The organism is Delftia sp. WSY_10, from assembly GCF_043104705.1.
GTDB classification, from domain to species: domain Bacteria; phylum Pseudomonadota; class Gammaproteobacteria; order Burkholderiales; family Burkholderiaceae_C; genus Comamonas; species Comamonas tsuruhatensis.
In genome coordinates this window covers 52,873-76,929 of record NZ_JBICKY010000035.1, presented here as the reverse complement: position 1 = coordinate 76,929, position 24,057 = coordinate 52,873, and the positions used below count along the sequence as shown (strand labels likewise).

The 24,057-nt window shown below is 67.7% G+C and carries 23 protein-coding genes; 10 read left to right on the top strand and 13 right to left on the bottom strand.

Annotated elements, in window-relative coordinates:
* Positions 1 to 33 precede the first annotated feature (33 nt).
* Both ACF8ML_RS16060 and ACF8ML_RS16055 read left to right on the top strand, forming a co-directional pair.
* A complete protein-coding gene (locus ACF8ML_RS16060; RefSeq protein ID WP_392407397.1) occupies positions 34 to 1,422 on the top strand; it encodes a phosphomannomutase/phosphoglucomutase in 1,389 nt (462 codons plus the stop codon).
* Between the two features lie 15 nt (positions 1,423 to 1,437).
* On the top strand, positions 1,438 to 2,757 hold the full coding sequence (locus tag ACF8ML_RS16055) for a 3-deoxy-D-manno-octulosonic acid transferase (protein ID WP_392407396.1): 1,320 nt from the start codon (positions 1,438 to 1,440) through the stop codon (positions 2,755 to 2,757).
* 59 nt (positions 2,758 to 2,816) lie between these two features.
* Here ACF8ML_RS16055 and ACF8ML_RS16050 read toward each other — a convergent pair whose 3' ends face one another.
* From ACF8ML_RS16050 to ACF8ML_RS16005, 10 genes are all read right to left on the bottom strand, one after another.
* Positions 2,817 to 3,230: a type II toxin-antitoxin system VapC family toxin gene (locus ACF8ML_RS16050; RefSeq protein ID WP_043790155.1), complete on the bottom strand. Its 414-nt coding sequence runs from the start codon at positions 3,228 to 3,230 to the stop codon at positions 2,817 to 2,819.
* A gap of 11 nt (positions 3,231 to 3,241) precedes the next feature.
* Positions 3,242 to 3,502: a type II toxin-antitoxin system Phd/YefM family antitoxin gene (locus tag ACF8ML_RS16045; RefSeq protein WP_016451713.1), complete on the bottom strand. Its 261-nt coding sequence runs from the start codon at positions 3,500 to 3,502 to the stop codon at positions 3,242 to 3,244.
* 82 nt (positions 3,503 to 3,584) lie between these two features.
* Complete coding sequence (locus ACF8ML_RS16040; RefSeq protein ID WP_047474044.1) at positions 3,585 to 5,015, bottom strand: cell wall metabolism sensor histidine kinase WalK; 1,431 nt, start codon at positions 5,013 to 5,015, stop codon at positions 3,585 to 3,587.
* A 2-nt stretch (positions 5,016 to 5,017) separates the two neighbouring features.
* Positions 5,018 to 5,695: a response regulator gene (locus ACF8ML_RS16035; RefSeq protein WP_013802240.1), complete on the bottom strand. Its 678-nt coding sequence runs from the start codon at positions 5,693 to 5,695 to the stop codon at positions 5,018 to 5,020.
* Positions 5,696 to 6,065: 370 nt separating this feature from the next.
* A complete protein-coding gene (locus ACF8ML_RS16030; protein WP_016451715.1) occupies positions 6,066 to 7,520 on the bottom strand; it encodes a TolC family outer membrane protein in 1,455 nt (484 codons plus the stop codon).
* 87 nt (positions 7,521 to 7,607) lie between these two features.
* Complete coding sequence (locus tag ACF8ML_RS16025) at positions 7,608 to 7,955, bottom strand: rhodanese-like domain-containing protein (RefSeq protein WP_392407395.1); 348 nt, start codon at positions 7,953 to 7,955, stop codon at positions 7,608 to 7,610.
* A 77-nt stretch (positions 7,956 to 8,032) separates the two neighbouring features.
* Entirely contained in the window at positions 8,033 to 8,743 is a 711-nt protein-coding gene (locus tag ACF8ML_RS16020; RefSeq protein ID WP_016447088.1) for a protein-L-isoaspartate O-methyltransferase, read from the bottom strand.
* A gap of 43 nt (positions 8,744 to 8,786) precedes the next feature.
* Positions 8,787 to 12,014, bottom strand: a complete 3,228-nt coding sequence (locus ACF8ML_RS16015; protein WP_392407394.1) for an efflux RND transporter permease subunit — start codon at positions 12,012 to 12,014, stop codon at positions 8,787 to 8,789.
* Between the two features lie 2 nt (positions 12,015 to 12,016).
* Positions 12,017 to 13,258, bottom strand: coding sequence for an efflux RND transporter periplasmic adaptor subunit (locus tag ACF8ML_RS16010; RefSeq protein WP_392407393.1), 1,242 nt, complete (start codon positions 13,256 to 13,258; stop codon positions 12,017 to 12,019).
* Positions 13,255 to 13,953: a TetR/AcrR family transcriptional regulator gene (locus tag ACF8ML_RS16005; RefSeq protein ID WP_047473219.1), complete on the bottom strand. Its 699-nt coding sequence runs from the start codon at positions 13,951 to 13,953 to the stop codon at positions 13,255 to 13,257. Before ACF8ML_RS16005 ends, ACF8ML_RS16010 begins: the two co-directional genes overlap by 4 nt.
* A gap of 145 nt (positions 13,954 to 14,098) precedes the next feature.
* Between ACF8ML_RS16005 and msrA the strand changes: the two genes are divergently transcribed.
* The 5 genes from msrA (at position 14,099) to ACF8ML_RS15980 (ending at position 18,634) form a co-directional block, all read left to right on the top strand.
* Positions 14,099 to 14,635, top strand: a complete 537-nt coding sequence (msrA, locus tag ACF8ML_RS16000; RefSeq protein ID WP_016447084.1) for a peptide-methionine (S)-S-oxide reductase MsrA — start codon at positions 14,099 to 14,101, stop codon at positions 14,633 to 14,635.
* A 148-nt stretch (positions 14,636 to 14,783) separates the two neighbouring features.
* Positions 14,784 to 15,239 (top strand): transcriptional repressor, encoded by a 456-nt coding sequence (locus ACF8ML_RS15995; RefSeq protein ID WP_016447083.1) that lies wholly within the window; start codon positions 14,784 to 14,786, stop codon positions 15,237 to 15,239.
* A gap of 48 nt (positions 15,240 to 15,287) precedes the next feature.
* The gene (locus ACF8ML_RS15990; RefSeq protein ID WP_016447082.1) at positions 15,288 to 15,608 is read left to right on the top strand and encodes a hypothetical protein; all 321 of its coding nucleotides are present in this window, start codon (positions 15,288 to 15,290) and stop codon (positions 15,606 to 15,608) included.
* Between the two features lie 209 nt (positions 15,609 to 15,817).
* On the top strand, positions 15,818 to 16,198 hold the full coding sequence (locus tag ACF8ML_RS15985; protein WP_392407392.1) for a hypothetical protein: 381 nt from the start codon (positions 15,818 to 15,820) through the stop codon (positions 16,196 to 16,198).
* Between the two features lie 237 nt (positions 16,199 to 16,435).
* Positions 16,436 to 18,634, top strand: coding sequence for a TonB-dependent receptor domain-containing protein (locus tag ACF8ML_RS15980; protein ID WP_209669080.1), 2,199 nt, complete (start codon positions 16,436 to 16,438; stop codon positions 18,632 to 18,634).
* 35 nt (positions 18,635 to 18,669) lie between these two features.
* On the opposite strand, the gene ACF8ML_RS15975 is transcribed toward ACF8ML_RS15980, so the two are convergent.
* Positions 18,670 to 19,731, bottom strand: a complete 1,062-nt coding sequence (locus ACF8ML_RS15975; protein ID WP_392407391.1) for a tyrosine-type recombinase/integrase — start codon at positions 19,729 to 19,731, stop codon at positions 18,670 to 18,672.
* A gap of 265 nt (positions 19,732 to 19,996) precedes the next feature.
* On the opposite strand from ACF8ML_RS15975, the gene ACF8ML_RS15970 reads away from it, so the two are divergent.
* Positions 19,997 to 20,950 carry an AEC family transporter gene (locus ACF8ML_RS15970; RefSeq protein WP_392407390.1) on the top strand — a complete coding sequence of 318 codons (954 nt, stop codon included), beginning with the start codon at positions 19,997 to 19,999 and terminating at the stop codon, positions 20,948 to 20,950.
* 37 nt (positions 20,951 to 20,987) lie between these two features.
* On the opposite strand, the gene pdxH is transcribed toward ACF8ML_RS15970, so the two are convergent.
* Positions 20,988 to 21,635, bottom strand: coding sequence for a pyridoxamine 5'-phosphate oxidase (gene pdxH / locus ACF8ML_RS15965; protein ID WP_012205769.1), 648 nt, complete (start codon positions 21,633 to 21,635; stop codon positions 20,988 to 20,990).
* Between the two features lie 52 nt (positions 21,636 to 21,687).
* Between pdxH and ACF8ML_RS15960 the strand changes: the two genes are divergently transcribed.
* Complete coding sequence (locus ACF8ML_RS15960) at positions 21,688 to 22,260, top strand: NTP transferase domain-containing protein (RefSeq protein ID WP_063325992.1); 573 nt, start codon at positions 21,688 to 21,690, stop codon at positions 22,258 to 22,260.
* A gap of 2 nt (positions 22,261 to 22,262) precedes the next feature.
* Here ACF8ML_RS15960 and ACF8ML_RS15955 read toward each other — a convergent pair whose 3' ends face one another.
* Positions 22,263 to 22,829, bottom strand: coding sequence for a MarR family winged helix-turn-helix transcriptional regulator (locus tag ACF8ML_RS15955; protein WP_392407562.1), 567 nt, complete (start codon positions 22,827 to 22,829; stop codon positions 22,263 to 22,265).
* 243 nt (positions 22,830 to 23,072) lie between these two features.
* On the opposite strand from ACF8ML_RS15955, the gene ACF8ML_RS15950 reads away from it, so the two are divergent.
* A complete protein-coding gene (locus ACF8ML_RS15950) occupies positions 23,073 to 24,056 on the top strand; it encodes a Bug family tripartite tricarboxylate transporter substrate binding protein (protein ID WP_392407389.1) in 984 nt (327 codons plus the stop codon).
* The last annotated feature ends 1 nt before the right edge of the window (position 24,057 follow it).

The following is a 24,057-nucleotide window of genomic DNA, read 5'->3' as shown; positions in this document are numbered from 1 at the left end:
CCTGTTTTCAACCGACGAGAAAGCGTTTTCGACGTGCAGGTCGCATCTTCCATCTTCAAAGCCTATGACATCCGCGGCATCGTGCCGTCCACGCTCAACGAGGAGGTCGCGCTCGGCGTGGGCCGCGCCTTCGGCATGGCGGCCCTGGCGGCCGGCGAGACCGTGGTGGCCGTGGGACGCGATGGCCGTCTGTCGGGACCCTCGCTGTCCGCGGCGCTGATCGCCGGGCTGACCGAGGTCGGCATCGAGGTGATCGACATCGGCCTGGCCACCACGCCCATGCTGTACTACGCAGCCAGCACGCTGGCGCGCTCGGGCATCCAGGTCACGGGCAGCCACAATCCCAAGGACTACAACGGTTTCAAGATGGTGCTGGCCGGCCGAGCCATCTACGGCGAGGAGGTCCAGGCGCTGCGCCGCCGCGTCGAAAGCGATGACTGGACGATCACGGGCACCGGCAGCGTGCGCCGCGCCGATGTGCAGGCCGACTACCAGGCGCGCATCGTGGGTGATGTGAAGCTGGCGCGCCCCATCAAGATCGTGGTGGACTGCGGCAACGGCGTGGCCGGGGCCTCGGCGCCCGGCATCTTCCGGGCCCTGGGCTGCGAGGTGATCGAGCTGTTCTCCGAAGTGGACGGTGAATTCCCCAACCACCATCCCGATCCCAGCAAGCCCGAGAACCTGCGCGACGTGCTCGAGGCGCTGCGCACCTCGGACGCCGAACTGGGCCTGGCCTTCGATGGTGACGGCGACCGCCTGGGCATCGTCACCAAGGACGGCCAGAACATCTTCCCCGACCGCCAGATGATGCTGTTCGCCAAGGACGTGCTCTCGCGCGTGCCGGGCGGCAGCATCGTCTACGACGTGAAATGCACGCAGCGCCTGGCGCCCGCCATCCGCGAGGCCGGGGGCGAGCCCGTGATGTTCAAGACCGGGCACTCCCTGGTCAAGGCCCGCATGAAGGAACTGGACGCGCCGCTGGGCGGCGAGATGAGCGGCCACATCTTCTTCAAGGAGCGCTGGTATGGCTTCGATGACGGCACCTACGCGGGCTGCCGCCTGCTGGAGATCGTCAGCCGCGAGGCCGACCCCAGCGCCTTGCTAAACGCGCTGCCCACCAGCTTTTCCACCCCGGAACTGAATGTGGCCTGCGCCGAGGGCGAGCCCCATCGCCTGGCCGCCGAACTGCAGGCCCTGGCCGCCGAGACCTTTGCCGCACCGGCCCAGGTCAGCACCATCGACGGCCTGCGCGTGGACTGGGCCGACGGCTTCGGCCTGATCCGCGCCAGCAACACCACGCCCGTGCTGGTGCTGCGCTTCGAGGGCCAGACCCAGGAGGCGCTGTCGCGCATCGAGGCGCAGATGCTGGCGCTGCTGGAGCGCGTCAAGCCCGGCGCGCAGGTTGGCGGTGCCGCGCACTGATTTGCGCGCCAGGCGATGACTTCCCGCTCTCCCACGTCCTGGGCGCGCGCGCTGTACAGCGCTGTGACCTGGGCGGCGCAGCCGCTGCTGCGACGCAAGCTGCTGCGCCGCGCCGAGGCCGAGCCCGTCTATGCCGAGCACATTCCCGAGCGCTTTGGCCGCTACCAGCCGGCCACGCTGGGGCAGGACGGACGCGGCCTGTGGATCTGGATTCATGCCGTATCGCTGGGTGAGACGCGCGCTGCCGCCATCTTGCTGACCGCGCTGCGCGAGCGCCTGCCCGGCATGCGCCTGCTGCTGACCCATGGCACGGCCACAGGCCGCACAGAAGGCCGCCGGCTGCTGCAGTCCGGCGACCTGCAGGTCTGGCAGCCCTGGGATACCCCGGCGGCCGTGCGCCGCTTCGTGCAGCAATTCAGGCCCGCGGTCGGCGTGCTCATGGAAACGGAGGTCTGGCCCAATCTGGTCGCCATCTGCCGCGAAGAGGGCGTGCCGCTGGCGCTGGCCAATGCGCGGCTCAGCGACAAATCGCTGGGCCAGGCGCTGCGCGTGGCGCCGCTGGCGCGCCCTACCTATGCCGCCCTGGCCGCCGCCTGGGCACAGACCGAGGACGATGCCCGGCGACTGCGCCTGCTGGGCGCGCCCGTGCACGGCGTGCTCGGCAACCTGAAATTCGATGCGCGTCCGGACGCGGCGCTGCTGGAGCGCGCCCGGCAATGGAAGTCCGGCCTGTCCCGCCCTGTGGTGCTGCTGGCCAGCAGCCGGGAGGGCGAGGAGGCCATGCTGCTGTCCGCCCTGCGCACGCTGGGGCCTGTGGGCCGGGCCGTGCAATGGCTGGTCGTGCCGCGCCATCCGCAGCGCTTTGACGAAGTGGCGGCGCTGCTGGCTGGCGGCGGCCTGCATGTCTCGCGCCGCAGCCAGTGGGTGGGTGGCCCGCCCTGCGGGGCTGCGGCGGATGACATCGACATCTGGCTGGGTGATTCGCTGGGCGAGATGGCCCTGTACTACGGCCTGGCCGATGCCACGCTCATGGGCGGCAGCTTTGCGCCGCTGGGCGGACAGAACCTCATCGAGGCCCTGGCCTGCGACTGCCCCGTGGTGCTGGGGCCGCATACCTTCAACTTCAGCGAAGCCTCGGACCTGGCCTGCGAAGCCGGCGCCGCGCTGCGCGCACCCGACCTGGAGCACGGGCTGCGCCTGGCCGTGGACCTGGCCGGGGACCGCCAGTCCCACGCCCATGCCGTGGCCCAGGCGCGCGGCTTTCTGGACCAGCACCGTGGGGCCGCACGGGCCACGGCGCAGGCGGTGGCCGGGCTGGTGCAGCCGCTCTCCTGATCCTCCTGTGCAAGGGGAGCGGGCAGGCAAGACTACGCACCAAAGGGGCTTGTGCCAGTTCAGCGAAAGGGCGACTCAAAAGGGTTGACAAGCGCCACACCAAAATCCGCGAAGTCTCGAATGTTGCGTGTGGCCACGACCAGCCTGTGGCGGATGGCCGTGGCTGCAATCATTGCGTCCTCATACAGCGCATCGGAGCGTCCGTGCATCAGCCGGGCCCAGATCCGAAAGCTCTCGGCATCCATCGGCAGCACGTTGTAGGAGGCGGAGACCAGATCTGCCCAGCGTTCGATTTCCCGGGCCTTCTCAGCATCCTGTTGCCGGGTCAGCTCTATGCCCGCCTGGATTTCGCCCAGGCTGACCGCGGACAGATGGAGTTCCGGCTCAGGCAGGGCTTGAAGCCAGGCCAGGACGGCTCCGTGGGGCCTGGGGCGCCGCAGCTCTGAAATGATGTTGGTGTCCAGCAAATACATTTCTGGCGCACTCAGTTGGCGGGCTCGATGGGCCTGCGGTGCGCCTGGCCGCGCGGCGGGATCAGCAGGTCTGCGCGGCCCGCTTCCGAGAGCAGCAGTTCCTTGAGCGAAGCAGGTTCGGCAGCGGGATGCAGACGGCGCCACTCTTGCATAGGAACGAGCACGGCAGTGTCCGCGCCACGCCGGGTCAACACTTGCGGACCATCGGTCAGGCAGGCTTCGAGAAGCTCGTTGAAGTGGTCTTGGGCATCTTGTACAGGCCAGGATTTCATGATTGCACTCCTTCGCTCACGGGTTACAGGCCCAGTCTAGTTCCTGGACTGTTGGCTCTGCAATCCTGGGCCCATGCATGCATCAAGGGCCCGATCCTTCCTGCAGCACGGGCAGGCTGACACTCGCCAGCAGCCCTCCATCCTCCGCACTGAGCAGCTCGATGCTGCCGCCGTGCCGCTCGGTCACGGTCCTGGCGATGGCCAGGCCCAGGCCGCTGCCGCTTTGGCTCTGGTCGGGTACGCGGAAGAAGCGGTCGAAGACACGCTGGCGCCAGGCCTCGGCGATGCCCGGGCCACGGTCGCGCACCTGGAGCACGGCCTGGTCGCCCTGGCGCTGCAGGCGCACGCTGATGGTGGCGTGCGCGGGGCTGTATTTGATGGCGTTGTCCACGAGGTTGTCGATCAGCGAGACCAGGCCTTCGCGTTCGCCCATCACGCTCAGTGGCTCGCTGGCTTCCAGGGCCAGTTCCACCGGGCGGCGGCAGGCCAGGGCGTCGAGTGCGGCGAGCCGGTCTTCCAGCAGCAGGTCCAGGCGCAGCGGCTGCATGGCCATGCCGGGCGCTTCGGTCTCGCTGCGCATGAGCTGCAGCAGCTGGGCCACCATGCGGCTGGCGCGCTGGTTGCTGCGCAGCAGGCTGTCCATGAGTTCCTGCTGGCGCGGTTCGCTGCCAAGGCGCAGCAGGGCCTCGACGTTGACGTGCATGGCGGCCAGCGGCGTGCGCAGTTCGTGGGCTGCATCGGCGATGAGGTTGCGCTCGCGCTCGCTGCTGGAGCGCACGCGGGCCAGCAGGGCGTTGATGTCCTGCACCAGCGGCCGCAGCTCGGCGTGTGGCGGCGCATAGGTGAGCGCGCTGAGGTCGTCGGGGCCGCGCGTGGCCAGCTCGTCGCCCACGCGGCGCAGCGGGCGCAGCGCCGCGCGTACCGACCACCAGGCCGGAAAGGCCAGGAAGGGCAGGCTGATCAGCAGTGGCAGCAGGTAGTAGCTGCGGGTGTTGAGGGTGATCAGCAGTTCCTTGAAGGACGGCAGCATCAGCGTGACTTCGGTCTGGCCCGAGGCCGAGCGCAGCGTGCTCATGCGCCAGGTCTGCCCTTCGAAATCTATGTCCTCGACCGTGTCCAGCACGCGGTTGCGCAGGGTGGGTGCCGGCGTGGGCGAGCGGTACAGGAGCTGGCCGCGCTGCCAGACCAGCAGCGTGGGCGTGAAGCGGATGTCGTCGTCTCCATCGCTGTATTCATGGCGCAGGGCCGTGTCCAGCGCGGCCAGGCTGTGCTGCTGGCGGTCCGGAAGGTCGGCCAGGTCCTCGGCCACTGCCATGACAAGTTCGTAGACAGGCTTGCTGACCAGCAATTCATTGTGGAAGTGGGCCATGTAGATGGCCGCCACCAGCAACGCGGTCCAGATCGCGGTGAGCACGCCCATCTGGGCCAGCAGCATCCGCCGGCCCAGAGTGGGCCGCAGCCAGCGGCGCCATCTCGGGCTGGCCTGCTGCCCCTGCACGGTCTGCGATGTCATGGTCAGGACAGGGGAGCCATCGGCTGCGAGTCGATGACATAGCCAATGCCGCGCACCGTGCGTATGAAGCCCGGCCCGATCTTGCGGCGCAGGTTGGAGACATGGACCTCCAGCGCATTGCTGCCGTTGGCGCTGCCGCCCGGGATGACTTCCTCCTCGATGCCGCTGCGCGTGACCACGCGGTCCATGCGCCGCAGCAGCAGGGCCAGCAGGTCGAATTCGCAGCGGGACAGCTCGACGTTCTGGCCTGCAACGCTGACACGGCGCGTGGGCTCGTGCAGCGACAGGCCGCGCAGATGCAGCGTTCCGTCGCCCTGCCCATAGCTGCGGCGCGCCAGGGCGCGCACGCGTGACACCAGTTCGGCCAGGGCAAAGGGTTTGACCAGATAGTCATCGGCGCCGCTGTCCAGGCCGTGCAGCCGGTCATGCAGGCTGTCGCGTGCGCTCAGGATCAGCACGGGCAGGCGGCGCCATTCGCGGCGCAGGCGCGTGAGCAGGCTGATGCCGTCGCCATCGGGCAGGCCCAGGTCCAGCAACACCATCTCGAAGCTTTGCTGCTCCAGCGTGCGCAGCGCATCGGACAGGCGGCGCACCCAGACCACGTCCATGGCGTGATCGCCCAATGCGATGCGCACGCCATTGCCCAGATCCAGATCGTCCTCCACCAGCAGCAGTCTCATCGTGTGTTCCCTGTGCCGCTCCCATGCCGCGGACCGGCGCCTGCGGGAGGGCTGCCGCGAGTATCGGTCAAGGCGGGGACGATGCGCTTCAGCATCCCTTCAGGAAAGCCGGAGCAGGTCTTCAGGCGGGTTTGCCACAGTGGCCCGCTCGACAACTCCGAAGAAGGCAAGGCGCGCATGCCAAGACTCTCCCGCTGTTCCTTGCTGAGCCGCCTGGCGGTGCTGTGCGCGCTGGCTGCCTGGATTCTGGTCGTGGCGGGTTTGCGTGCCTCGGCTTTGCCAGAGCACAGGGCTGCGGCGCCAGGCGCGCGGCCCACGGCGGCCGGGCATCAGCCCGGGGCACTGCCGGCCGTGCGGGCGCTTCAGGGATTCAAGGGGCTGGCGCGCGGAGCGATAGCGCATCGATGGCGCGCAGGTCGTCGTCGCTGAGCGTGCCGGCGGCCTGGCGCAGCTTGAGCTGGCCCAGCAGCACCTGGTAGCGCGCCAGGGCCAGGTCGCGCTGGGTCTGGTAGAGCTGGCTCTGTGCGTTGAGCACGTCGATGTTGATGCGCACGCCGACCTCGTAGCCAAGCTTGTTGGCGTCCAGCGCGCTCTGGCTGGACGCCAGCGCGGCCTCCAGCGCCTTGACCTGGGCCTGGCCCGACTGCACGCCGAAGAAGGCCGTGCGCGTGCTCTGCTCCACGTTGCGCTGGGCGTCGTCCAGCTGTGCCCGCGCCTTGTCTTCCAGCGCCAGGGTTTCCTTGATGCGGTTTTGCACGGCAAAGCCGGCGAACAGCGGCAGGTTCATGACCACGCCCACGCTGGCGGCATTGGTGCGGTAGCTGGTGCCGATCTGCGGGGTGACCGAACCGTTGGGATAGCGGTTGACCACGTAGCCGGCCTGCAGGTCCACGGTGGGCTTGTGGCCGGCCTCGGCTTTCTTCGTTTCCAGCTGGGCGATGTCCAGCGCCAGGCGGGCCTGGCGCAGCTGGGGCTGGCCTTGCAGGGCGGTGTCCACCCAGGCCTGGGCATCGGCGGGCATCAGGGCCGGCAACTGCAGCGGCTGGGCCAGCGGGCGGGGCACGGTGCCCACGGCGCCGACGATCTGATCCAGCACCAGGCGCTTGACGCGCAGGTCGTTCTCGGCGGCGATTTCCTGCGCGCCGGCCAGGTCGAACCGGGCCTGGGCTTCGCGCGAGTCGGTGATGGTGGCCGTGCCGACCTCGAAGTTGCGCTTGGCGAATTCCAGCTGCTGTGCAATGGCTGCCTTCTGTGCCTTGACCACGGCCAGGCTGTCCTGGGCACCGAGGACATCGAAGTAGGCCTGGGCCACGCGCACCAGCAGGTTCTGCTCGCCGCTGTCCAACTGGGCGCGCGCCACGTCCACGCCGCGCTGGCCCTGGTCGTAGGCGATCTTGTTGGCCGGGCGGTACAGCGGCTGCTGGGCGCTGAGCTGCAGGTTCTGCTGGGGCGAGCGAAAGCTCCCAGGCAGCACGCTGACTTCCACATGCGATGTGTTGGCGCCCGCCTGCAGGCCCACGCTGGGCAGAAGGCCCGAGCGCGCCTGCTCGGCACGGCTGGCGGCGGCCTGGGCGTCGGCCTGCTGGGCCTGCCACTGGGCGTCGTAGCCGCGTGCCTTGGCGACCAACTCCGACAGGCTCTGGCCCGTGGCCGATGAGGCTGTCACGGCGGGCAAGCCCGAGGCCGGGGCGGCAGGGACGGTGGACTGGGCCAGAGCGGTCCCCATGCCGCAGGCACACAGCAGCAAGGCAATCTGGCGAAGGGGCCAGGCGTGTGGGCGGGGCGGGGCGTAAGCGACAGGGGCAAGGGGCCGAAGCAGGGGCATAGAGGTCCTCGAATCAAAACACAGTCGTCACGAAGCACCGGGGACGGCGGGTTGGCCGTGTCCCGGGCTTCTTTTGCGTCTTGCCGCTCAGTAGCGCGGCACGCCTGGGTCGCGCTCGCGCGACCAGGCATCGATGCCTCCGCTGATATTGGCCACGGTCTCGAAGCCGTTGTTCATCAGGAAGGCAGCGACATGCATGCTGCGTGCGCCGTGATGGCACAGGCAGGCTGTGGGGTGATCCGGATCGAGTTCCTGCAGGCGCGAGGGAATCTCGCCCATGGGGATGCAGCGCAGCTCGAAGCCCTCGGGGCGTACGCTGGCCTGGGCCACTTCCCAGGGCTCGCGCACGTCCAGCACCAGGGGCAGGGCATCGGAGCCGCTGGCGTGCTGGGTCAGCCAATCGTTGAGTTGCGCGGGAGGCACTTGGGGAAGCATCGGAAAGATCCTTGCGGAATGGAATGGGGTTGCGGCAGCGGCCATGGTCCTGCGGGCATCGGCCGCTGCAGCGGGTTTCAGAACGTGAAGCGCGAAGGCTCTTCGAAATTGGCCAGGCGGGCGGTCACCACGTCCCAGGGCTGGCTCGTCTCGAACTGGTGGCCGTTCTTGCGCACCAGCGTGAAACGCATCATGGGCAGCTGGCCGACGATGGCCGCCAGGCGGCCGCCGTCGTTGAGCTGGGCCAGCAGGGCCTGCGGCACCTGGGCGACCGAGCCGCTGAGCACGATGGCGTCGAACTGGCCCAGGGCAGCCGCTGCCGTGGCGCCATCGGCCAGCTTGACCTCGGCATTGGTGATGCCGGCGCCCAGCAGGTTTTCGCGGGCCATCTCGGCCAGCTCGGGCACGATTTCCAGCGTCACGACTTCCTTGGCCTGGGCGGCCAGCAGGGCGGCCATGTAGCCCGAGCCGGCGCCGATTTCCAGCACGCGGTCGGTGGGCTTGATCTTCAGGTCCTGCAGCATGCGCGCCTCGATGCGCGGGGCCAGCATGCACCAGCCCTTGGCGGCGGCTTCCTCGGCCGGGGCGACCAGGGGGATTTCCAGGTCCATGAAGGCCAGGCCGGCATGCTCGGGCGGCACGAAATTCTCGCGGTGCACCTTGCCCAGCAGCGCCAGCACTTCTTCATCAAGCACGTTCCAGGGGCGGATCTGTTGCTCGATCATGTTGTAGCGCGCGTGCGCTTGGGCGCTGTGGTGTTCGGGCAGGCTGTTCAGGGGCAGGCTCATGGGGTATCTCCGGAGAAAGACTTGTCAGGACAAACCTTTGATTCTACGAGTCTCGCGGCAGGGTGGGGGCGCTGGCGGCGCCTTGGCCGGGGGCCGCGTCGTGCTGGTTGCCGTTCCACAGGCGCCGCAGCCACTGGGAGAAGTCATCGAGGTAGCAATAGACCACGGGCACGACCACCAGGGTCAGCAGGGAGGAAGTCACCACGCCGCCGATCACCGACTGGCCCATGGGCGCACGCTGCTCGGAGCCCTCGCTGAGCGCGAAGGCCAGGGGCACCATGCCGAAGATCATGGCCAGCGTGGTCATCAGGATGGGGCGCAGCCGCACGCGCGCTGCCAGCAGCAGGGCCTGCTCGCGCGGCAGGCCGTCGCGGATCTGGCCGGTGTCCGGGTCGCTGTGCGGCCCGCGCGCACGGATGGCGAAGTCCACCAGCAAGATGGCGTTCTTGGTGACCAGTCCCATGAGCATGACCACGCCGATGATGGAGAACATGGACAGGGCCGAGCCGAACATCATCAGCGCCAGCACCACGCCGATCAGCGTCAGCGGCAGCGAGGTCATCAGCGCCAGCGGCTGCAGGAAGCTCTTGAACTGGCTGGCCAGGATCATGTAGATGAAGATGATGGCCAGCGCCAGGGCGGACACGGCATAGCCGAAGGACTCGTTCATGCTCTTGGTGGCGCCGCTGAACTGCGTGCGGTAGCCGGGCGGCAGGGCGATGTCGGCCAGGGCCTTGCGGATGTCGGCCGAGACCTCGCCGCTGGAGCGCAGGTAGACGTTGCCGCTGAAGGCGACCTCGCGCGTCATGTCGCGGCGGTTGATCTGGCTGGGGCCGGTGCCGGGCGTGACGGTGGCCACCTGGTTCAGCCGCACGATGCGCATGCCGCCGTCGCCCGAGGTGGAGGGCAGGGCGAAGGGCAGGCGCTCCAGGTCCTGGGGCGTGCTGCGCGACTCGGGCGCCAGGCGCACCTTGACGTCATAGGTCTGGTCGTCGCTGGCGCGCCAGTTGCCCACGGTCTGGCCGGCCACCCAGGTGCGCAGCGCCGCTGCCATGGAGCCTACCGACAGGCCCAGGTCGGCGGCCGCATCGCGCCGCACGGTGATGTCGATCACGGGCTTGTCGGGCTTGAGGCTGCTGTCCAGGTCCACCAGCCCGGGAATGCCGCGCAGGCGTTCCATCACCACGCGGTTCAGGCGCTCCAGCTCGCCCAGGTCCGGGCCCTGCAGCGAGAATTCGACCTGTTTTTGCCCGCCCACGGGCTCGCGCTGGCCCACATGGGTGACGGTGATGCCGGGCACGCTTTGCAACTGCTCGCGCAGCACGCCCGACAGTTCGTCACCGCTGCGCTGGCGCAAATGGCGGTCCAGCAGGCGGATGTAGATGCTGGCGTATATCTTGCCCTGGGCCGTGCCGGTGTTGATGGTGGCCAGCGTGTAGCGGACCTCGGGCAGGGCCCGGATGATGGCATCGACCTGGCGGGCCTTGGCCTCCGTGGCCTCGATGGACGAGCCCACGGGCGTGTTGAAGCTCACCGTGGTCTCGGAGAAATCGGCCTTGGGCACGAATTCCGTGCCCAGCAGCGGCACCAGGAAGATGCTGGCCACGAAGATGGCCAGCGCCGCCGCCAGCGTGGCGATCTTGTGGCGCAGCGCCCAGCCCAGCACGTCCTGGTAGAAGTGGGACAGCGAGTCGGTGGCGCGCTCGAACCAGGCCGTGACCCGGCCCAGCGTGCGGTCGTAGAGGCTGCGGCCGCGCTGCTCGCCATGGGCGTGGATGGTCGGGTCGTGCCAGACGCTGGACAGCATGGGGTCCAGCGTGAAGCTCACGAACATGGAGATCATCACGGCCGCCACGATGGTGATGCCGAATTCGTGGAAGAACTTGCCGATGATGCCGCCCATGAAGCCGATGGGCAGGAACACCGCCACGATGGACAGCGTGGTGGCCAGCACGGCCAGGCCGATCTCCTGCGTGCCGTCGAGCGCGGCGGCATGCGCGTCCTTGCCCATCTGCACATGGCGCACGATGTTCTCGCGCACCACGATGGCGTCGTCGATCAGCAGGCCCACGCACAGCGACAGCGCCATCAGCGTGATCATGTTGATCGAGAAGCCGAACCAGTACATGAACAAAAAGGTGCCGATCAGCGCAATGGGCAGCGTCAGCCCCGTGATCACCGTGGAGCGCCAGGAGTTCAGGAACAGGAAGACGATGAGCACCGTCAGTGCCGCGCCCTCGATCAGCGTCTGGCGCACGTTGTTGACGGCCACGCGGATGGGGCGGGCGCTGTCGGCAATCGGCTCCAGCCGCACGCCGGCCGGCACTTCGGCGGCGATCTCGCGCAGCGTGGCGTTCAGGCCGTCCACGACTTCGATGGTGTTCTCGTCCTGGGCCTTCTGCACGGACAGCAGCAGGGTGCGGCTGCTGTTGTACAGGGCCACGGTTTCCAGTTCGCCCGCGCCGTCCTGCACGCGGGCCAGCTGGCCCAGCCGCACGGGCGCGCCGCCGCGCTGGGCGACGATGATGCGCTCGAAGTCCTGCGGGCGCTTCATGCGTGCGTCGATCTGCACCACGCGCTCCTGCTCGCGCGAGCGGATGGCGCCCAGCGGCAGGTCCTGGTTCTCGCTGCGCACGGCGTTCACGATCTGGTCGGGCGTGATGGCATAGGCTTCCAGCGCCTCGGGCTGCAGGTAGATGTTGATTTCGCGCGGCGTGGCGCCCACCAGGTTGACGGCGCCCACGCCGCGCACGTTCTCCAGCCGCTTCTTGAGGACCTGGTCGGCCCAGCTGGTCAGCGCGACGGCATCGGGCGCCTTGGCGCCGGCATCGGCCTGGGGCAGCACGGCCACGGACCAGATGGGCGAGCTGGCCGGATCGAAGCGCAGCACGCGCGGCTCCTTGACCTCGTCGCGCAGGGTGGGGCGCACCGAGGCCACCTTCTCGCGCACGTCTTCGGCAGCGCGGCGGCCATCGACATGCAACTGGAATTCGATGATGACGACGCTGGTGCTCTCATAGCTGCGCGAGGTCAGCGCGTTGATGCCGGCAATGGAGTTGACGCCTTCCTCGATCTTCTTGGTGACCTCGGACTCCACGATCTCGGGCGAGGCGCCCGGATAGTCCACCGTGACCACGACCACGGGGAAGTCCACATTCGGGAACTGGTCCACCTTGAGTCGCTGATAGGAAAACACACCCAGCACCATGAGGGCCAGCATGAGCATGGTGGCGAACACAGGGTTGGCCAGGCTGACGCGCGTGAACCACATGGTCAGCGGGCTCCGGGGGCTGGCGCAGCCTGGGGCTGCGGGGCCTGCTGCATTTGCTGCATCTGCACCGCCGTGCCTGCGCGCAGGCCGCCCACACTGCCGGCCAGCACCCTGTCACCGGCCTGCAGGCCGGTGGACACGGCAATCCAGGTGGCCCCATCCTGCGCGCTCTGGCTGCCCAGCGTGACCGGGCGGTGCTGCACGCGCAGCAGGCTCTTGTCCGCTTCGGACTCGCCCGCAGGCCGCAGCAACTGCACATAGGGCTGGGGCTGGTCGGTGCGCACGGCGGTCAGGGGCACGGCCAACTGTTCGGTCTGCCCCGTGACAATGCTGCCCTGCAGGTACAGGCCCGGACGCACGATGGGAATGGATCTGCCGGCGGCGCCTGCGTTGACCGGTGCAGCCTGCACACGCAGATAGACGGCCACGCTGCGCGAACCTGGCTGGGCGCTGGGGTTGATGCGTACCACGCGCGCGGGCACGGCGGCCACATCGTCGCCCGCGCCCTGGACCTGCAACAGGGCCTGCTGGCCGACCTGCACACGCACCGAATCGGCGGGCGCGAGCTGGGCCACCACCTCGAGCTCGGAGGGATCGACGATCTCCAGTACCCGTGTTTCCACGCCCACGCGCTCGCCGTCCTGCACCAGACGCTGGGCGACCTGCCCGTCCATGGGGCTGCGCAGCACGCTGTCGGTCACGCTCTTGCGTGCCACATCGGCGGCGGCCTGGGCGGCGGCCAGGTTGGCGCGGGCGGCGTCAAGATTGGATTGGGACGTGGCCAGTGCCGTGGTCGAGATGAAGCCCTGGGTGACCAGGGCCTGGTTGTTGTCGTGCTGGCGCTGGGCCAGCTGCAGCTGCGCCTGGGCCGCGTCGGCCTGCTGGCGGGCCTGCCGCCAGCGGGCCTCGACCTCGGTGGCGTCCACGCGGGCCAGTTCCTGGCCCTTGCGCACGCTGTCGCCCTCGCGCACCTGCAGGCCGCGCAGTTCGCCGGCCACATAGGCCTTGACCACGGCGCTGCGCACGGCCTGCACCACGCCGCTGACAGGCACGGTCAATTGCAACTGGCGCGGCTGCAGCTGCACCACCTCCTGCGGGCCCACGCGCACGGGCATCTCGCGCGGCTGGGTGGCCGCGGCAATGGCGGCTTGCTTGCTGTGCCGGGTGGATGCGGCGCGCCATGCGCTGGCGCCGATGGCGATCAGTAAGGCCAGGCCGATCAGCCAGCCGGTGCGACGCTTCATGGTGTGGGCGGGGAGGTGGGTGGTGTGGTGGCTGCAAGGGGCTGGCACATGCCATGCAGCAGGTAGTCGATCTGGGATTCCAGAAACCGCTCGGGATCGAAGTCGCCGTGCGGCAGGCAGCCGCCCAGCGAATGCTTCCAGATCATCAGGAACATCATCGGGGCGACCACGCAGTGCACGGACAGGTCCAGATCCATGGGCCGGAACTCGCCGCGCTCCACGCCGCGCTGCAGGATGCGCCGGATCAGCTCATGGCCTGGAAGAACCACCTCCTGGTGATAGAACTGCGAAAGCTCGGGAAAATTACCCGCCTCGCTGAGCATGAGCTTGGTGATGCCCGACGCCTTGGTGCTGCCGATGCGCTCCCACCAGGACTTGAAGCAGTAGCGCAGCAGATCGGTGGACGGTGCGCAGTAGTTGTCGAGTTCCTCGCTCCACTCGCCGAAGCGGCCCGCGATGCTGTGGCGCACCACGGCCTTGAAAAGCTCCTGCTTGCTCGCGAAATAGAGGAACAGCGTGCCCTTGGAAACCCCGGCCCGGGCGGCGACCTCTTCGACGCGGGTGGCGGCGTAGCCCTTTTCCACGAAGAGGTCGAGCGCGGCTTCCAGCAGCTCGCCCGGACGCTCGTGCTTGCGGCGGCTGCGCTTTCCGGAAGGCTCGGCGGGGGCGGGTGAAGAGGCGGGGGAGTCGGTCACGGAAAATTAATGACTGATGGGTTAGTTATCGTAACCGCAGAACCGTTCGTCGTCACCTGGCTTGTGCATGGGCTAACCTGTAGGCGCAACGGCCTGCATGCATTGCGTGTGGTCATTTTTTCGATTTCTCACAGAAAAGGCGCATATGACGACTGAAACCATTTATCTGGGCGGCGGCTGTTTCTGGTGCACCGAAGCCGTTTTCGACCGCGTGCGCGGCGTGAGCGACGTGCAAAGCGGCTACGCCAATGGCGATCTGGACGATCCCAGCTACGAAGACATCTGCACCGGGCAGACCGGCCATGCCGAGGTCATCCGCGTGCAGTTCGACCCTGCTGTGATTCCGCTGCGCGACCTGTTGACCGTGTTCTTCGGCACGCACGATCCGACCACGCTCAACCGCCAGGGCAACGACGTGGGCACGCAGTACCGCAGCGCGATCTACACCACGAATGACCATCAGGCGGAGGTCGCACGTACGCTGATCTCCGAGCTGGCCCAGGCGGGCGCGTATGACGCTCCCATCGTGACCGAGGTCCAGCCCCTGGCCAGCTACTGGCCCGCAGAGGACTATCACCAGGACTACTTCCTGAACCATCCCAGCCAGGGCTACTGCGCCTTCGTGGTGGGGCCCAAGGTGCAGAAATTCCGGGGTGCCTTTGCGCGCTGGGTCAAGCAATGAGCCCAGGTCGGCGGGTTGTTTAAGCGGTTGTGATTTGCGGGCATAATGCAACTCGGTTGCGATAACGGTGTCCTGTCGCGCTCTGCAGCCCGCTCTTGCATTGCCCATGTCATCGCCGACTCCCTCCCCCTTGCTCTTGCCTTGCGGCATGCGTTCGACCCGCGCCACGCGGGCCGTGCTGGCGCTGTGGGAGGCGCGCGCCGATGCGCTGTTGAGCGAGGCGGATGTGGAAGCCGCCCTGCATGCCCAGGGCGTGCAGGTCAACCGCGTCACCGTCTACCGGCTGCTGGACCGGCTGGCCGCAGCCGGCGTGTTGCGCCGCAGCGTGGATGCGGCACGCGTGGCCCGGTACGGCAGGCCCCTTCAGGGCGCGGCCTGCGAAGGCGACGCCGCTGCGCACTTCGAGTGTGCGGATTGCCACAGCGCCTTTCGTCTGGGCGGCGAGGCAGGCGGGGGCGGTGAGCAACTGCAGGCCGCCTTGCTGCAATTGCGGCAGGCGCTGGCAGCCAGCGGCCTGCAGGGCCAGGCCATCGATGTGTCGGTGACGGGGCGGTGCCAGGTCTGCAGCGGCACCGGGCACTCCCGGAATGATCCGTCCGTGTGAGGTGGCCGTCTTCCCCTTTTTCTCTTGCATAGCCCTTCAGGATCTCGCATGACTTTTTCCCCCTTCCGTTCCGTTTCCCTGATCCTGGCCGCTGTCTTTCTGGCCGCTGCGGCCCAGGCGCACGATCACGGCCAAGACCATGACCATGCCAAGACCCCGGCGGACGCCAAGGCACAGGGTGGCCCGGTGCAACTGGATGCCCATGCCCGTGCCGACATGGAGCGCCACCGCTCGATGGCCAAGGCCCACGAGGCTGCCGCACAGTGTCTGGCGGCAGGGCGTGACCATGCGCAATGCCACAAGCAGCTGCAGGCCGACTGCAAGGGCCTGGCGCTGGGCAAGTTCTGCGGCATGCGCCATGCGCATTGAGCGCGGCATTGCCCGCCGTGCACTGCTGTGAGCAGTCGCCCGTCTTTGTGACGGGATGCTGGAACCTGCCCCGCCAATTGGCGCATACACTCTGCGCTGCCTGACCCGCTCCTGATTCATCCATGCCCTTCAAACTCCCGAGTCGCCACTCGCCTGCGCCCGCCTCACGGCTTGCGTTGCGCGGTGCCGTGCCGAATCGGGGTTGGCTTTTGGCCTGGTTGCTGGTCTGGTCCATCGCACTGGCGCCGTTGCTGGGCCAGATGCACCGTGTGGTGCATGCTGGCGGCCTGGCCTCGGCCTCGGCCACGGCCACGGCCCATGGCCCGGTCGAGGTGGTGGCCACCTCCTGCGCTGCACCCGTCGACTGGGTGCATGCGCTGTTCTCGGGCCACGGCCCGGCGGACTGCCAACTGCTGGACCAGTTGCACGAAGGCATGGCGGGGCCACCGCCCGCCGTGGCGCTGCCGCCTTTCTGGGGCGAACAGGCCGAGCCCGCCCAGCCGCCCATCGTGCGCGATGGCCGCGTGCTGGCGGCTTTCTTCGATGCGCGTGGTCCCCCGCATCCCATCACTGCCCGCCTGGCGGCTTGAACCTTGGGCGGCGGCGCTGCATGCGCCCTCCCATTGAAGCTGTTTGCGCGCGCCTTCCTGCATTGCACGCAAGAGGCGCTGTGCCCAGGTTGGACAGATCCTGAATGCATATCCGATCGGATGGCTGCGTGCGCCCGCATGGCGCACCCCGGTTGTCCGTTTCCGACGCCATTTTTTGCAGCGCCCGCATTCCCACGTCCCCGGGGCCGTGGCCGGCCGCTGCCGGGAAGACCAGTGATGAGAGTGACAACAAAGCAATACCACCAGGACGCCAAGGTGCAGGGGGAGAGGATGAAGCTGCGCCCGCTGCTGCAGCAACTGCTGCTGGCGGGCGTGCTCGGCCCCGCGATGGCAGGGCTGGCCATGGCAGCAGAGCATGGGGAGGCTGGAGTCGCCGCCGCGCCCGGAACTGCCACCGGCGCCCAGGCGGATGCCCCGCGCAGCGACACGCCTGTGCTCAATGAGGTGACGGTCAAGGCCAGCGGCCTGGGCCTGACCTCGGCCGATATGTCCACGCCAGCCACGGTGCTGGAAGGCGATGTGCTGACGCTGCGCCAGACCGCCACGCTGGGCGAGACGCTGGACGGCGAGCCCGGCATCCACGCCAGCCATTTCGGTGCGGGCGCAAGCCGCCCCATCATCCGCGGCATGGACGGCCCGCGCGTGCAGATCCTCAGCGATGGCTCGGAGCTGCATGACGCCTCCACCATCAGCCCCGACCATGCCGTGGCCAGCGAGCCCATGCTGGCCACGCAGATCGAAGTGCTGCGCGGCCCTTCGGCGCTGATCTACGGCGGCGGCGGTGCCATGGGCGGCGTGGTCAACATCCTGGACGACAAGATCCCCACGTCCATTCCCAAGAACGGCATCACGGGCTCGGCCCAGCTGCGCGGCAGCACGGGCGCGGGCGAGACGGCCGGCGCGTTCTCGCTGACGGGCGGCGCGGGCCAGTTGGCCATCCATGCCGAGGGCATGGCGCGCGATGCCGGCGACTACCGCGTGGGCAGCGGCTGGGCGCCCAACGGCCAGTCGCAGGGGCGCGTGGGCGGCAGCTTCAACCGCACGGATACGGGCAGCCTGGGCCTGTCCTGGATCGGCACGCAAGGCTACCTGGGCCTGGCCTACACGCGCCAGACCGCGCGCTATGGCCTGCCGGGCCACAACCACAGCTTCGAGGGCTGCCACACCCATGGCGACCATCTGCACTGCGGCGGCCATGACCACGGCGACGAGGACGGACATGACCATGGCGACGAAGAACACGATCACGACCATGGCAGCGTGCCGGTGGTCGACCTCAACAGCGAGCGCTGGGATCTGCGCGGCGAATGGCGCAATCCGACGGCAGGCATTGCGGCGTTGCGCGTGCGCGGCGGCTGGACCGACTACCGCCATGACGAGATCGAGGACGGCCAGGTCTCGACCACCTTCAAGAACCGCGCCCATGACCTGCGCGTGGAGGCCGAGCTGGAGCCCATCGCCGGCTGGCGCGGCGTCATCGGCCTGCAGACCGTGCAGCGCAAATTCAGTGCCGAGGGTGAGGAGGCCTATGTGCAGCCCACCGAAACCCGCCGCAACAGCATCTACCTGCTGGAGGAATACCGCTGGCAGGACTGGCGCTGGCAGGCTGCGCTGCGCCACGAGCGCCAGACCGTGGACGCCCAGCAAAGCGGCATCTCGCGCAGCCACAGCGGCACATCGTTCTCGCTGGGCTCGGTGTGGAAGTTCACCCCGGGCTACAGCCTGTCGGCCTCGCTGACGCAGGGCAACCGCCTGCCCACGGCCGAGGAGCTGTATGCCAATGGCCTGCACATGGCCACATCCACCTATGAGCGCGGCAATCCCGACCTCAAGCGTGAACGCTCCCAGGCACTGGACATAGGCCTGCGCAAGACCTCGGGGGACACCACGTTCAGCGTCAATGCCTTCCACCATCGCGTCAAGGGCTACATCTACGGAGCCACGCTGGACGAGCATGACGGCCTGCAACTGCTGCAATACACCCAGGCCGACGCACGCTTCACCGGCGTGGAGGGCCAGGTGCGCCAGAAGCTGTCGCGCCAGTGGGGCGTGACCCTGTTCGGTGACGCCGTGCGTGCGCGGCTGGAAGACGGCTCCGCCTTGCCGCGCATTCCCGCGGCGCGCGTAGGCCTGCGCGTGGACACCTTCTACAAGGGCTGGGATGCCCAGGCCGAGTGGGTGCAGGTGCTGCGCCAGAACCGCGTCACCGCCTACGAGACCGAGACGGACGGCTACGGCATGCTCAACCTCTCGGCCAGCTACACGCTGCGCACCTCGGGTGGCACGCCCTGGCAGTTCTTCATCAAGGGCAACAACCTGACCAACCGCCTGGCCTTCGCCCACACATCGTTCATCAAGAACGCTGCGCCGCTGATGGGGCGCAATATCACCGTGGGCGTCAAGGTGTCGTTCTAAGGCGGGTTGCCCGCGCTGCGCTCCCGCGCCGTCTGCTACAGGTAATGCTGCAGATGGCGCAGGGCGCGTGCGCTGTCGACGCCTATCCACTGCACCACTTCGGTCTCGGCACGGCCCGCGCGCAACCACTGCACGATGGCCGTGTTGCGCAGCACCTGCGGCCCGACCCGGTGCAGCGGCGCCTTCTGGGCAGAAGCGGGCTGGGCCGCATGGGCACGCTGTATCAGCTGCGAGGCCACATGGAACAGCACGCGCACCGACAGCGGCTGCCCCTCGCGCGAATAAAAGACCGTGGCATCGGGTTGAACGGCCTCCGGCCCGCGCTGGCCGGCGCTGAAACCTTTCCAGTCCTGCAGCGCCTTCACCACCGTTTCCGACAGATCCAGCGTGCGCTGCTGCGCGGCGCGTGCGCCATCGATATGCAATTGACAGGGGAGGCCATCGCCTGGTCCTGCGCATTGCACATCGCGCCAGCACAGGCCGCGCACCTCCTCGGGCGCCAGCGCCAGTTCGTACAGCAGCAGCAAGATGGCGCGGTCGCGCGCTGACTGAAAGCCATCTGCCACCGGAATGTGGCGGGGCAGGGCATTCCACAGCGGCGCGGGAAGGCAATGGCCCTGGCCGTCTTCGGCAGGGGGGCGCTCCTGCGGCGCCAACCCTGCGGCGGGATTGGCGCTGACCCAGCCGTGGTCCAGCGCATGGTCGTAGATGCGTTCCAGCAGGCGCCAGTAGCGCCTGCGCGTGACCTCGCTGATGCGGCGGCCGGGCTGGTGGCCCGACAACTGGCCTTCGCGCGGGCGCAGGAAATTCTGGACATCCACGGCGGTGGCCTGTTGCCAGGCGCGGGCCTTTGCGTTGACTTTGCCTTTCGGCGTGGTGGGGGAGGGGGAACTTTCTTTGGCTGGGATGCCCGCATCGCCCAGGCTGCGCAGCCAGGCACGCCATACCTTTTCGTAGCCGCTGTCGGGCGCCGTGTCCAGGGCATCCCAGCCCTTGGTGCCCTCGGTTTCCAGCCAATGCCGGAACAGGGCCAGTCCGTCGGGGACAGTGGACGGCGGCTTGCCGGCAGCGGGTGCCTGGGATGGTGATGAAGTCATGGACGTCTAGAGCAAAACGAATCAACCAATAGGGATGATCAATGTAACTTACATGAAGTTGAGTGGCAACCTTGTTATCGACTGATGAATGTCAGTGGCGACAAGTCGCCAGAAAAGGGGGCTGTTCGGCATGAATCTGAGCCTTGGCACGTCCGTGGAGGCTCGAGGCCCGGGACGACGCCTGAACGAGGCAGGGCCGGGTCTGCGGCGCATAATCTGCGCGCGCCGCAAGCCTGCGCAGGCGCAGCTTCCCGGTCCTGCTTCAGTGAACTCTCCCGTCTTTGCCTCCCTCATCCCTGTCATTCTTTGCATAGGAGCAGGCTTTCTTGCCGCCCGGCTGGCCTGGGTGCGTGCCACAGCCATCAAGGATTTGTCCAACCTTGTGTTTCTGGTGCTTACGCCGGCGCTGCTGTTTCGCACCATGGGTGCGGTGCGGGTACAGGAGCTGGACTTTCAGCCCGTGGCCCTGTATTTCCTGGCGACTGCGCTGATCTTCGTGGTGTCCATGGTGCTGGGCGGTTTTTCCACGCGCTCGGCCGCGCGGGGGCTGGCCAATATGTTCAGCAACACCGTCATGATCGGCGTGCCGCTGGTGGGGCTGGTCTACGGGGAGGAAGGGCTTGTCACGTTGTTCACCCTGGTCTCGCTGCATGCGCTGATCCTGCTGACCGCAGCCACCATCGTGTTCGAGCTGGCCGAGGCCCACGAGCGCCAGCGCTGCGGCCAAAGCGCACCGCGCCCCATGTGGCGCACGGTGCTGCAGGCCGTGCGCAACGGCATCGTGCATCCTGTGCCGCTGCCCATACTCGCTGGCTTGCTGTTCGCTCAGACTGGGCTGGTGCTGCCCGAAGCGGTGGACCGGTCCCTGCAGGTCCTGGGCCAGGCGCTGGGCCCCATGGCGCTGCTGTTGGTCGGCGTGACACTGGCCTACACCAGGGTGGGCCAGAACTTGCGAGAGGCTGCTGGCATCGCGCTGGTCAAGAACCTGGTGCATCCGCTGCTGATGCTTGCGCTGGCCTGGGCCTTCGGCCTGGGTGGCCTGCCCGTGGCCGTGATGTTCACGGCGGCGGCGCTGCCCGTGGGGGCCAACGTGTTCCTGTTCACGCAGCGCTATGGCGTGATGCAGGAGGAGGTGTCCGCCAGCATTGCGGTGTCCACGGCGCTGGCCCTTCTTACCGTGCCGCTGATGCTGTGGCTGGCCCAGCGTTTGCTGGGCTGACGGGTTTCAGCAGGAGCAGCGCCGGCAATCCGGGGGATCAGGGCGCCAGGCGCTGGCGCAGCCAAGTTCCAGCTTCAAGCTGGTAGCAAAGGCGGTCGTGCAGCCGGCTCTTGCGGCCTTGCCAGAATTCCCAACGCTCGGGCACCAGCCTGAATCCGCCCCAATGCGGCGGGCGTGGCGGGTTCAGCAGGAACTGCGCGCCGTACTTGGCCGCATTGGCCACCAGCACGCTGCGGCCGCTGATGACCTGGCTTTGCGGACTGGCCCAGGCACCGATGCGCGAGTCCAGCGGGCGGCTGTTGAAGTAGGCGTCGCTCTCGGCATCGCTGACCTTTTCCACGCGGCCCTCGATGCGCACCACGCGCTCAAGCTCCACCCAGTGGAACTGCAGCGCTGCAAACGGATTGCCCGCCAGTTGCTGGCCCTTGCGGCTGTCGTAGTTGGTGTACCAGACCAGGCCGCGCTCGTCATAGCCCTTGATGAGCACGATGCGCGTGCTGGGCCGCAGGTCGCCGCCCACGGTGGCCAGCGTCATGGCATTGGGCTCGGGCACCTGGGCGCTCAGGGCTTCCTGCAGCCATTGGTCAAACTGCTGCAGCGGATCGGCCAGGGAGGCCGATTCGCTCAGTTCCGCGCGCTCGTAGCTTTTGCGCAGATCGGCGATCGAGGTGGAAATGCTGCTCATGGCCTGCATTGTGCCTGCGCCCGACCTCCCATTTGCTGCGCTAGAGTTGCGCATGCTCAGAGACTTCAAAGGCCGCCCCTGCGTGATCATCCTCGCCTCGGGCCGTGGCGAGCGTTTCCGCGCGTCGGGCGGCACCATGCACAAGCTCGCCGCGCCGCTGGGCGGCAGCACCGTGCTGGAACACACACTGGCCGCCGTCCGCGCCAGCGGCCTGCCCTGGCATCTGGAAGATGCGGGCCACCCCGGAATGGGCGATTCGCTGTCTGCGGCCGTGCGTGCCACAGCCGATGCGCCAGGCTGGCTGGTCTTGCCGGCCGACCTGCCGCTGGTGAGTCCACAGACCTTGCTGAAAGTGGCCGATGCATTGCATGCGGGGGCCCGAGCCGCCCAGCCTGTCCATCAAGGCGAGCGTGGACATCCCGTGGGTTTCGGCGCCGCATGCGGCGCGGCGCTCATGGCGTTGAGCGGAGAGAAGGGCGGGGCGCCTGTGCTGAAGGCGCTGCGCGAAGCCGGACATGTGGTTCAGGTCGATGTGGACGATGCTGGTGTGCTCACCGACATCGATACGCTGGACGATCTGGCGCGCGCTGAGGTGTTGCTGCAGAACCGGCCTGAAGTGGGCTGAATTCAGGCTTCGCCGTCTGCCGTAGCGGGGCCGCCTTCGGTCGCTGGGTCGGCTTGGCTGTCTTGGCAATAACCGCGCAGTTTGAGCAAGGCCCGATACATCACCTCCCGTTCCTCCTGCGTCAGCGCCAGCAGAGCAGCGGCCTGGTGTTGCCGGGCCACGGGCATCACCTCGTCATGCAACTGCCGGCCCGCAGGCGTGATGGAGCACAGGATCTTCTTGCGTGGAGTGGAGCCTTGCGCCAGCAGGGCCACCAGGCCGCGTTCCTCGAGCAGCCGCAGCGCCCGGCTCACCAGGGCCTTGTCCGAAGTGGATTGCACCACCAGCGCGCTGAACGGCAACTCGCCTGCATGCGCGACAAGGGCCAACAGCCGCCACTCCGAAACCGTCAAGCCCGCCGTATCGGCATAGGGCACGGTGATGGTGCGCCGCAGCGCATTGCCCACCTGGCTCATCAGTGTGGTCAGAAAGGCATCGACGGTCAGGCTGCTGCCTGCCTCGTCAAGGTGGGACCAGGGATTGCCTGCGGGCGTGCTGGGCACAGGGAGAGGAGAAGGTGGGATGGGCATGTTCCCATCAATTGTTTCACAGGCTGCCTGATGTTTGTCTTGTGGAATTTCTGTATAGAAATCAATAGAGGTCAATCGGTGTTTTCGGTAAGTTGATTCATCAACTTACTGGAGAAAATCGTCATTGATTCTTTTGAGGATCAATGTTTCATGAGTGAATCGTATGAATTCATCCCATAGCCAGCCCCAGCTGCCATGCCCGTATCTGACCGATGCATGTCCGCGCTTTCAAAGGAGCCAGTGATGACCCTCCATCGTCGGCAAGGCCTGACCATTGCAGCATTGGCTTTTGCCACCGCTGTCTGTGGTCCGGCATTTGCACAGGACTACCCCGCCAGGCCGATCACCGTGGTGGTCGCCTATCCCGCAGGTGGTGACACGGACGCCATGGCGCGCCTGTTCGCCGAAAAGCTCACGGTGCGTCTGCGCCAGCCCGTGGTGGTGGACAACCGGCCCGGGGCGGGCGGCACCGTGGGCAACAACCTGGTTGCGCGGGCCGTGCCCGATGGCTACACGCTGCTGTTCACGCCCAACCCCTTCACCATCGCCCCCATGGTGATGAGGCTCCCTACTGCCGCGACCTATGACCCCTTGAAAGGTTTCACCCCCGTGGTGCAGACCGCCAGCCAGGCCGTGCTGCTCGTGGCCCATCCCTCCACGGGATTCAAAAGCGTGGCCGACATGGTGGCTGCGGCCAAGTCCGGCAAGACGCTCAGCTACGCCAGTCCCGGCGCAGGCTCGCCCATGCACATAGGTGCCGAGTGGCTGAACCGCGCTGCCGGAGTGAGCATTCAGCATGTGCCCTATCGCGGCGTGGCACCGGCCGTCAACGATGTGGCAGCGGGTCATGTGGGGCTGGCCTACGTCACGCTGGGGCCGGTGGCCCAGTACATCCAGGCGGGCAAGCTGCGCGCGCTGGCCGTGACCGACCCGAAGCGTTCGCCCCTGCTGCCCGATGTGCCTTCGCTGGCGGAACTGGGCTACAGGGACATAGCCGCAGGTGCCTGGAATGGCTTCTTCGCGCCCAAGGGCACGCCGACCCCCGTGGTGCAGACCTTGAACACCCATCTCAACGAGATCCTCAGGATGCCGGAGGTGGCGGCAAAGATGGCCACCTTCGGTGCCGTGCCCGTGGGCGGGTCGCCGCAGGTGCTGGCCGATGTCAACGCTGCCGACTACGAGCGCCTGGGCAAGGTGATCCGCGAACTCGGCATCACCGCTGAATGAC

Bases quoted from the DNA above. Each gene is read 5' to 3' on its own strand.
- ACF8ML_RS15990 (WP_016447082.1), top strand. From the start codon at position 15,288: ATGACTTTTTCCCCCTTCCGTTCCGTTTCCCTGATCCTGGCCGCTGTC.
- ACF8ML_RS16025 (WP_392407395.1), bottom strand. From the start codon at position 7,955: ATGCTTCCCCAAGTGCCTCCCGCGCAACTCAACGATTGGCTGACCCAG.
- ACF8ML_RS16045 (WP_016451713.1), bottom strand. From the start codon at position 3,502: ATGAAATCCTGGCCTGTACAAGATGCCCAAGACCACTTCAACGAGCTT.
- ACF8ML_RS15975 (WP_392407391.1), bottom strand. From the start codon at position 19,731: ATGACTTCATCACCATCCCAGGCACCCGCTGCCGGCAAGCCGCCGTCC.
- ACF8ML_RS15950 (WP_392407389.1), top strand. From the start codon at position 23,073: ATGACCCTCCATCGTCGGCAAGGCCTGACCATTGCAGCATTGGCTTTT.
- ACF8ML_RS16050 (WP_043790155.1), bottom strand. From the start codon at position 3,230: ATGTATTTGCTGGACACCAACATCATTTCAGAGCTGCGGCGCCCCAGG.
- ACF8ML_RS16035 (WP_013802240.1), bottom strand. From the start codon at position 5,695: ATGAGACTGCTGCTGGTGGAGGACGATCTGGATCTGGGCAATGGCGTG.
- ACF8ML_RS15995 (WP_016447083.1), top strand. From the start codon at position 14,784: ATGCGTTCGACCCGCGCCACGCGGGCCGTGCTGGCGCTGTGGGAGGCG.
- ACF8ML_RS16010 (WP_392407393.1), bottom strand. From the start codon at position 13,258: ATGAAGCGTCGCACCGGCTGGCTGATCGGCCTGGCCTTACTGATCGCC.
- ACF8ML_RS16055 (WP_392407396.1), top strand. From the start codon at position 1,438: ATGACTTCCCGCTCTCCCACGTCCTGGGCGCGCGCGCTGTACAGCGCT.
- ACF8ML_RS16030 (WP_016451715.1), bottom strand. From the start codon at position 7,520: ATGCCCCTGCTTCGGCCCCTTGCCCCTGTCGCTTACGCCCCGCCCCGC.
- ACF8ML_RS15955 (WP_392407562.1), bottom strand. From the start codon at position 22,829: ATGCCCATCCCACCTTCTCCTCTCCCTGTGCCCAGCACGCCCGCAGGC.
- ACF8ML_RS15960 (WP_063325992.1), top strand. From the start codon at position 21,688: ATGCTCAGAGACTTCAAAGGCCGCCCCTGCGTGATCATCCTCGCCTCG.
- ACF8ML_RS16015 (WP_392407394.1), bottom strand. From the start codon at position 12,014: ATGTGGTTCACGCGCGTCAGCCTGGCCAACCCTGTGTTCGCCACCATG.
- msrA (WP_016447084.1), top strand. From the start codon at position 14,099: ATGACGACTGAAACCATTTATCTGGGCGGCGGCTGTTTCTGGTGCACC.
- ACF8ML_RS16040 (WP_047474044.1), bottom strand. From the start codon at position 5,015: ATGACATCGCAGACCGTGCAGGGGCAGCAGGCCAGCCCGAGATGGCGC.
- ACF8ML_RS15980 (WP_209669080.1), top strand. From the start codon at position 16,436: ATGAGAGTGACAACAAAGCAATACCACCAGGACGCCAAGGTGCAGGGG.
- pdxH (WP_012205769.1), bottom strand. From the start codon at position 21,635: ATGAGCAGCATTTCCACCTCGATCGCCGATCTGCGCAAAAGCTACGAG.
- ACF8ML_RS16020 (WP_016447088.1), bottom strand. From the start codon at position 8,743: ATGAGCCTGCCCCTGAACAGCCTGCCCGAACACCACAGCGCCCAAGCG.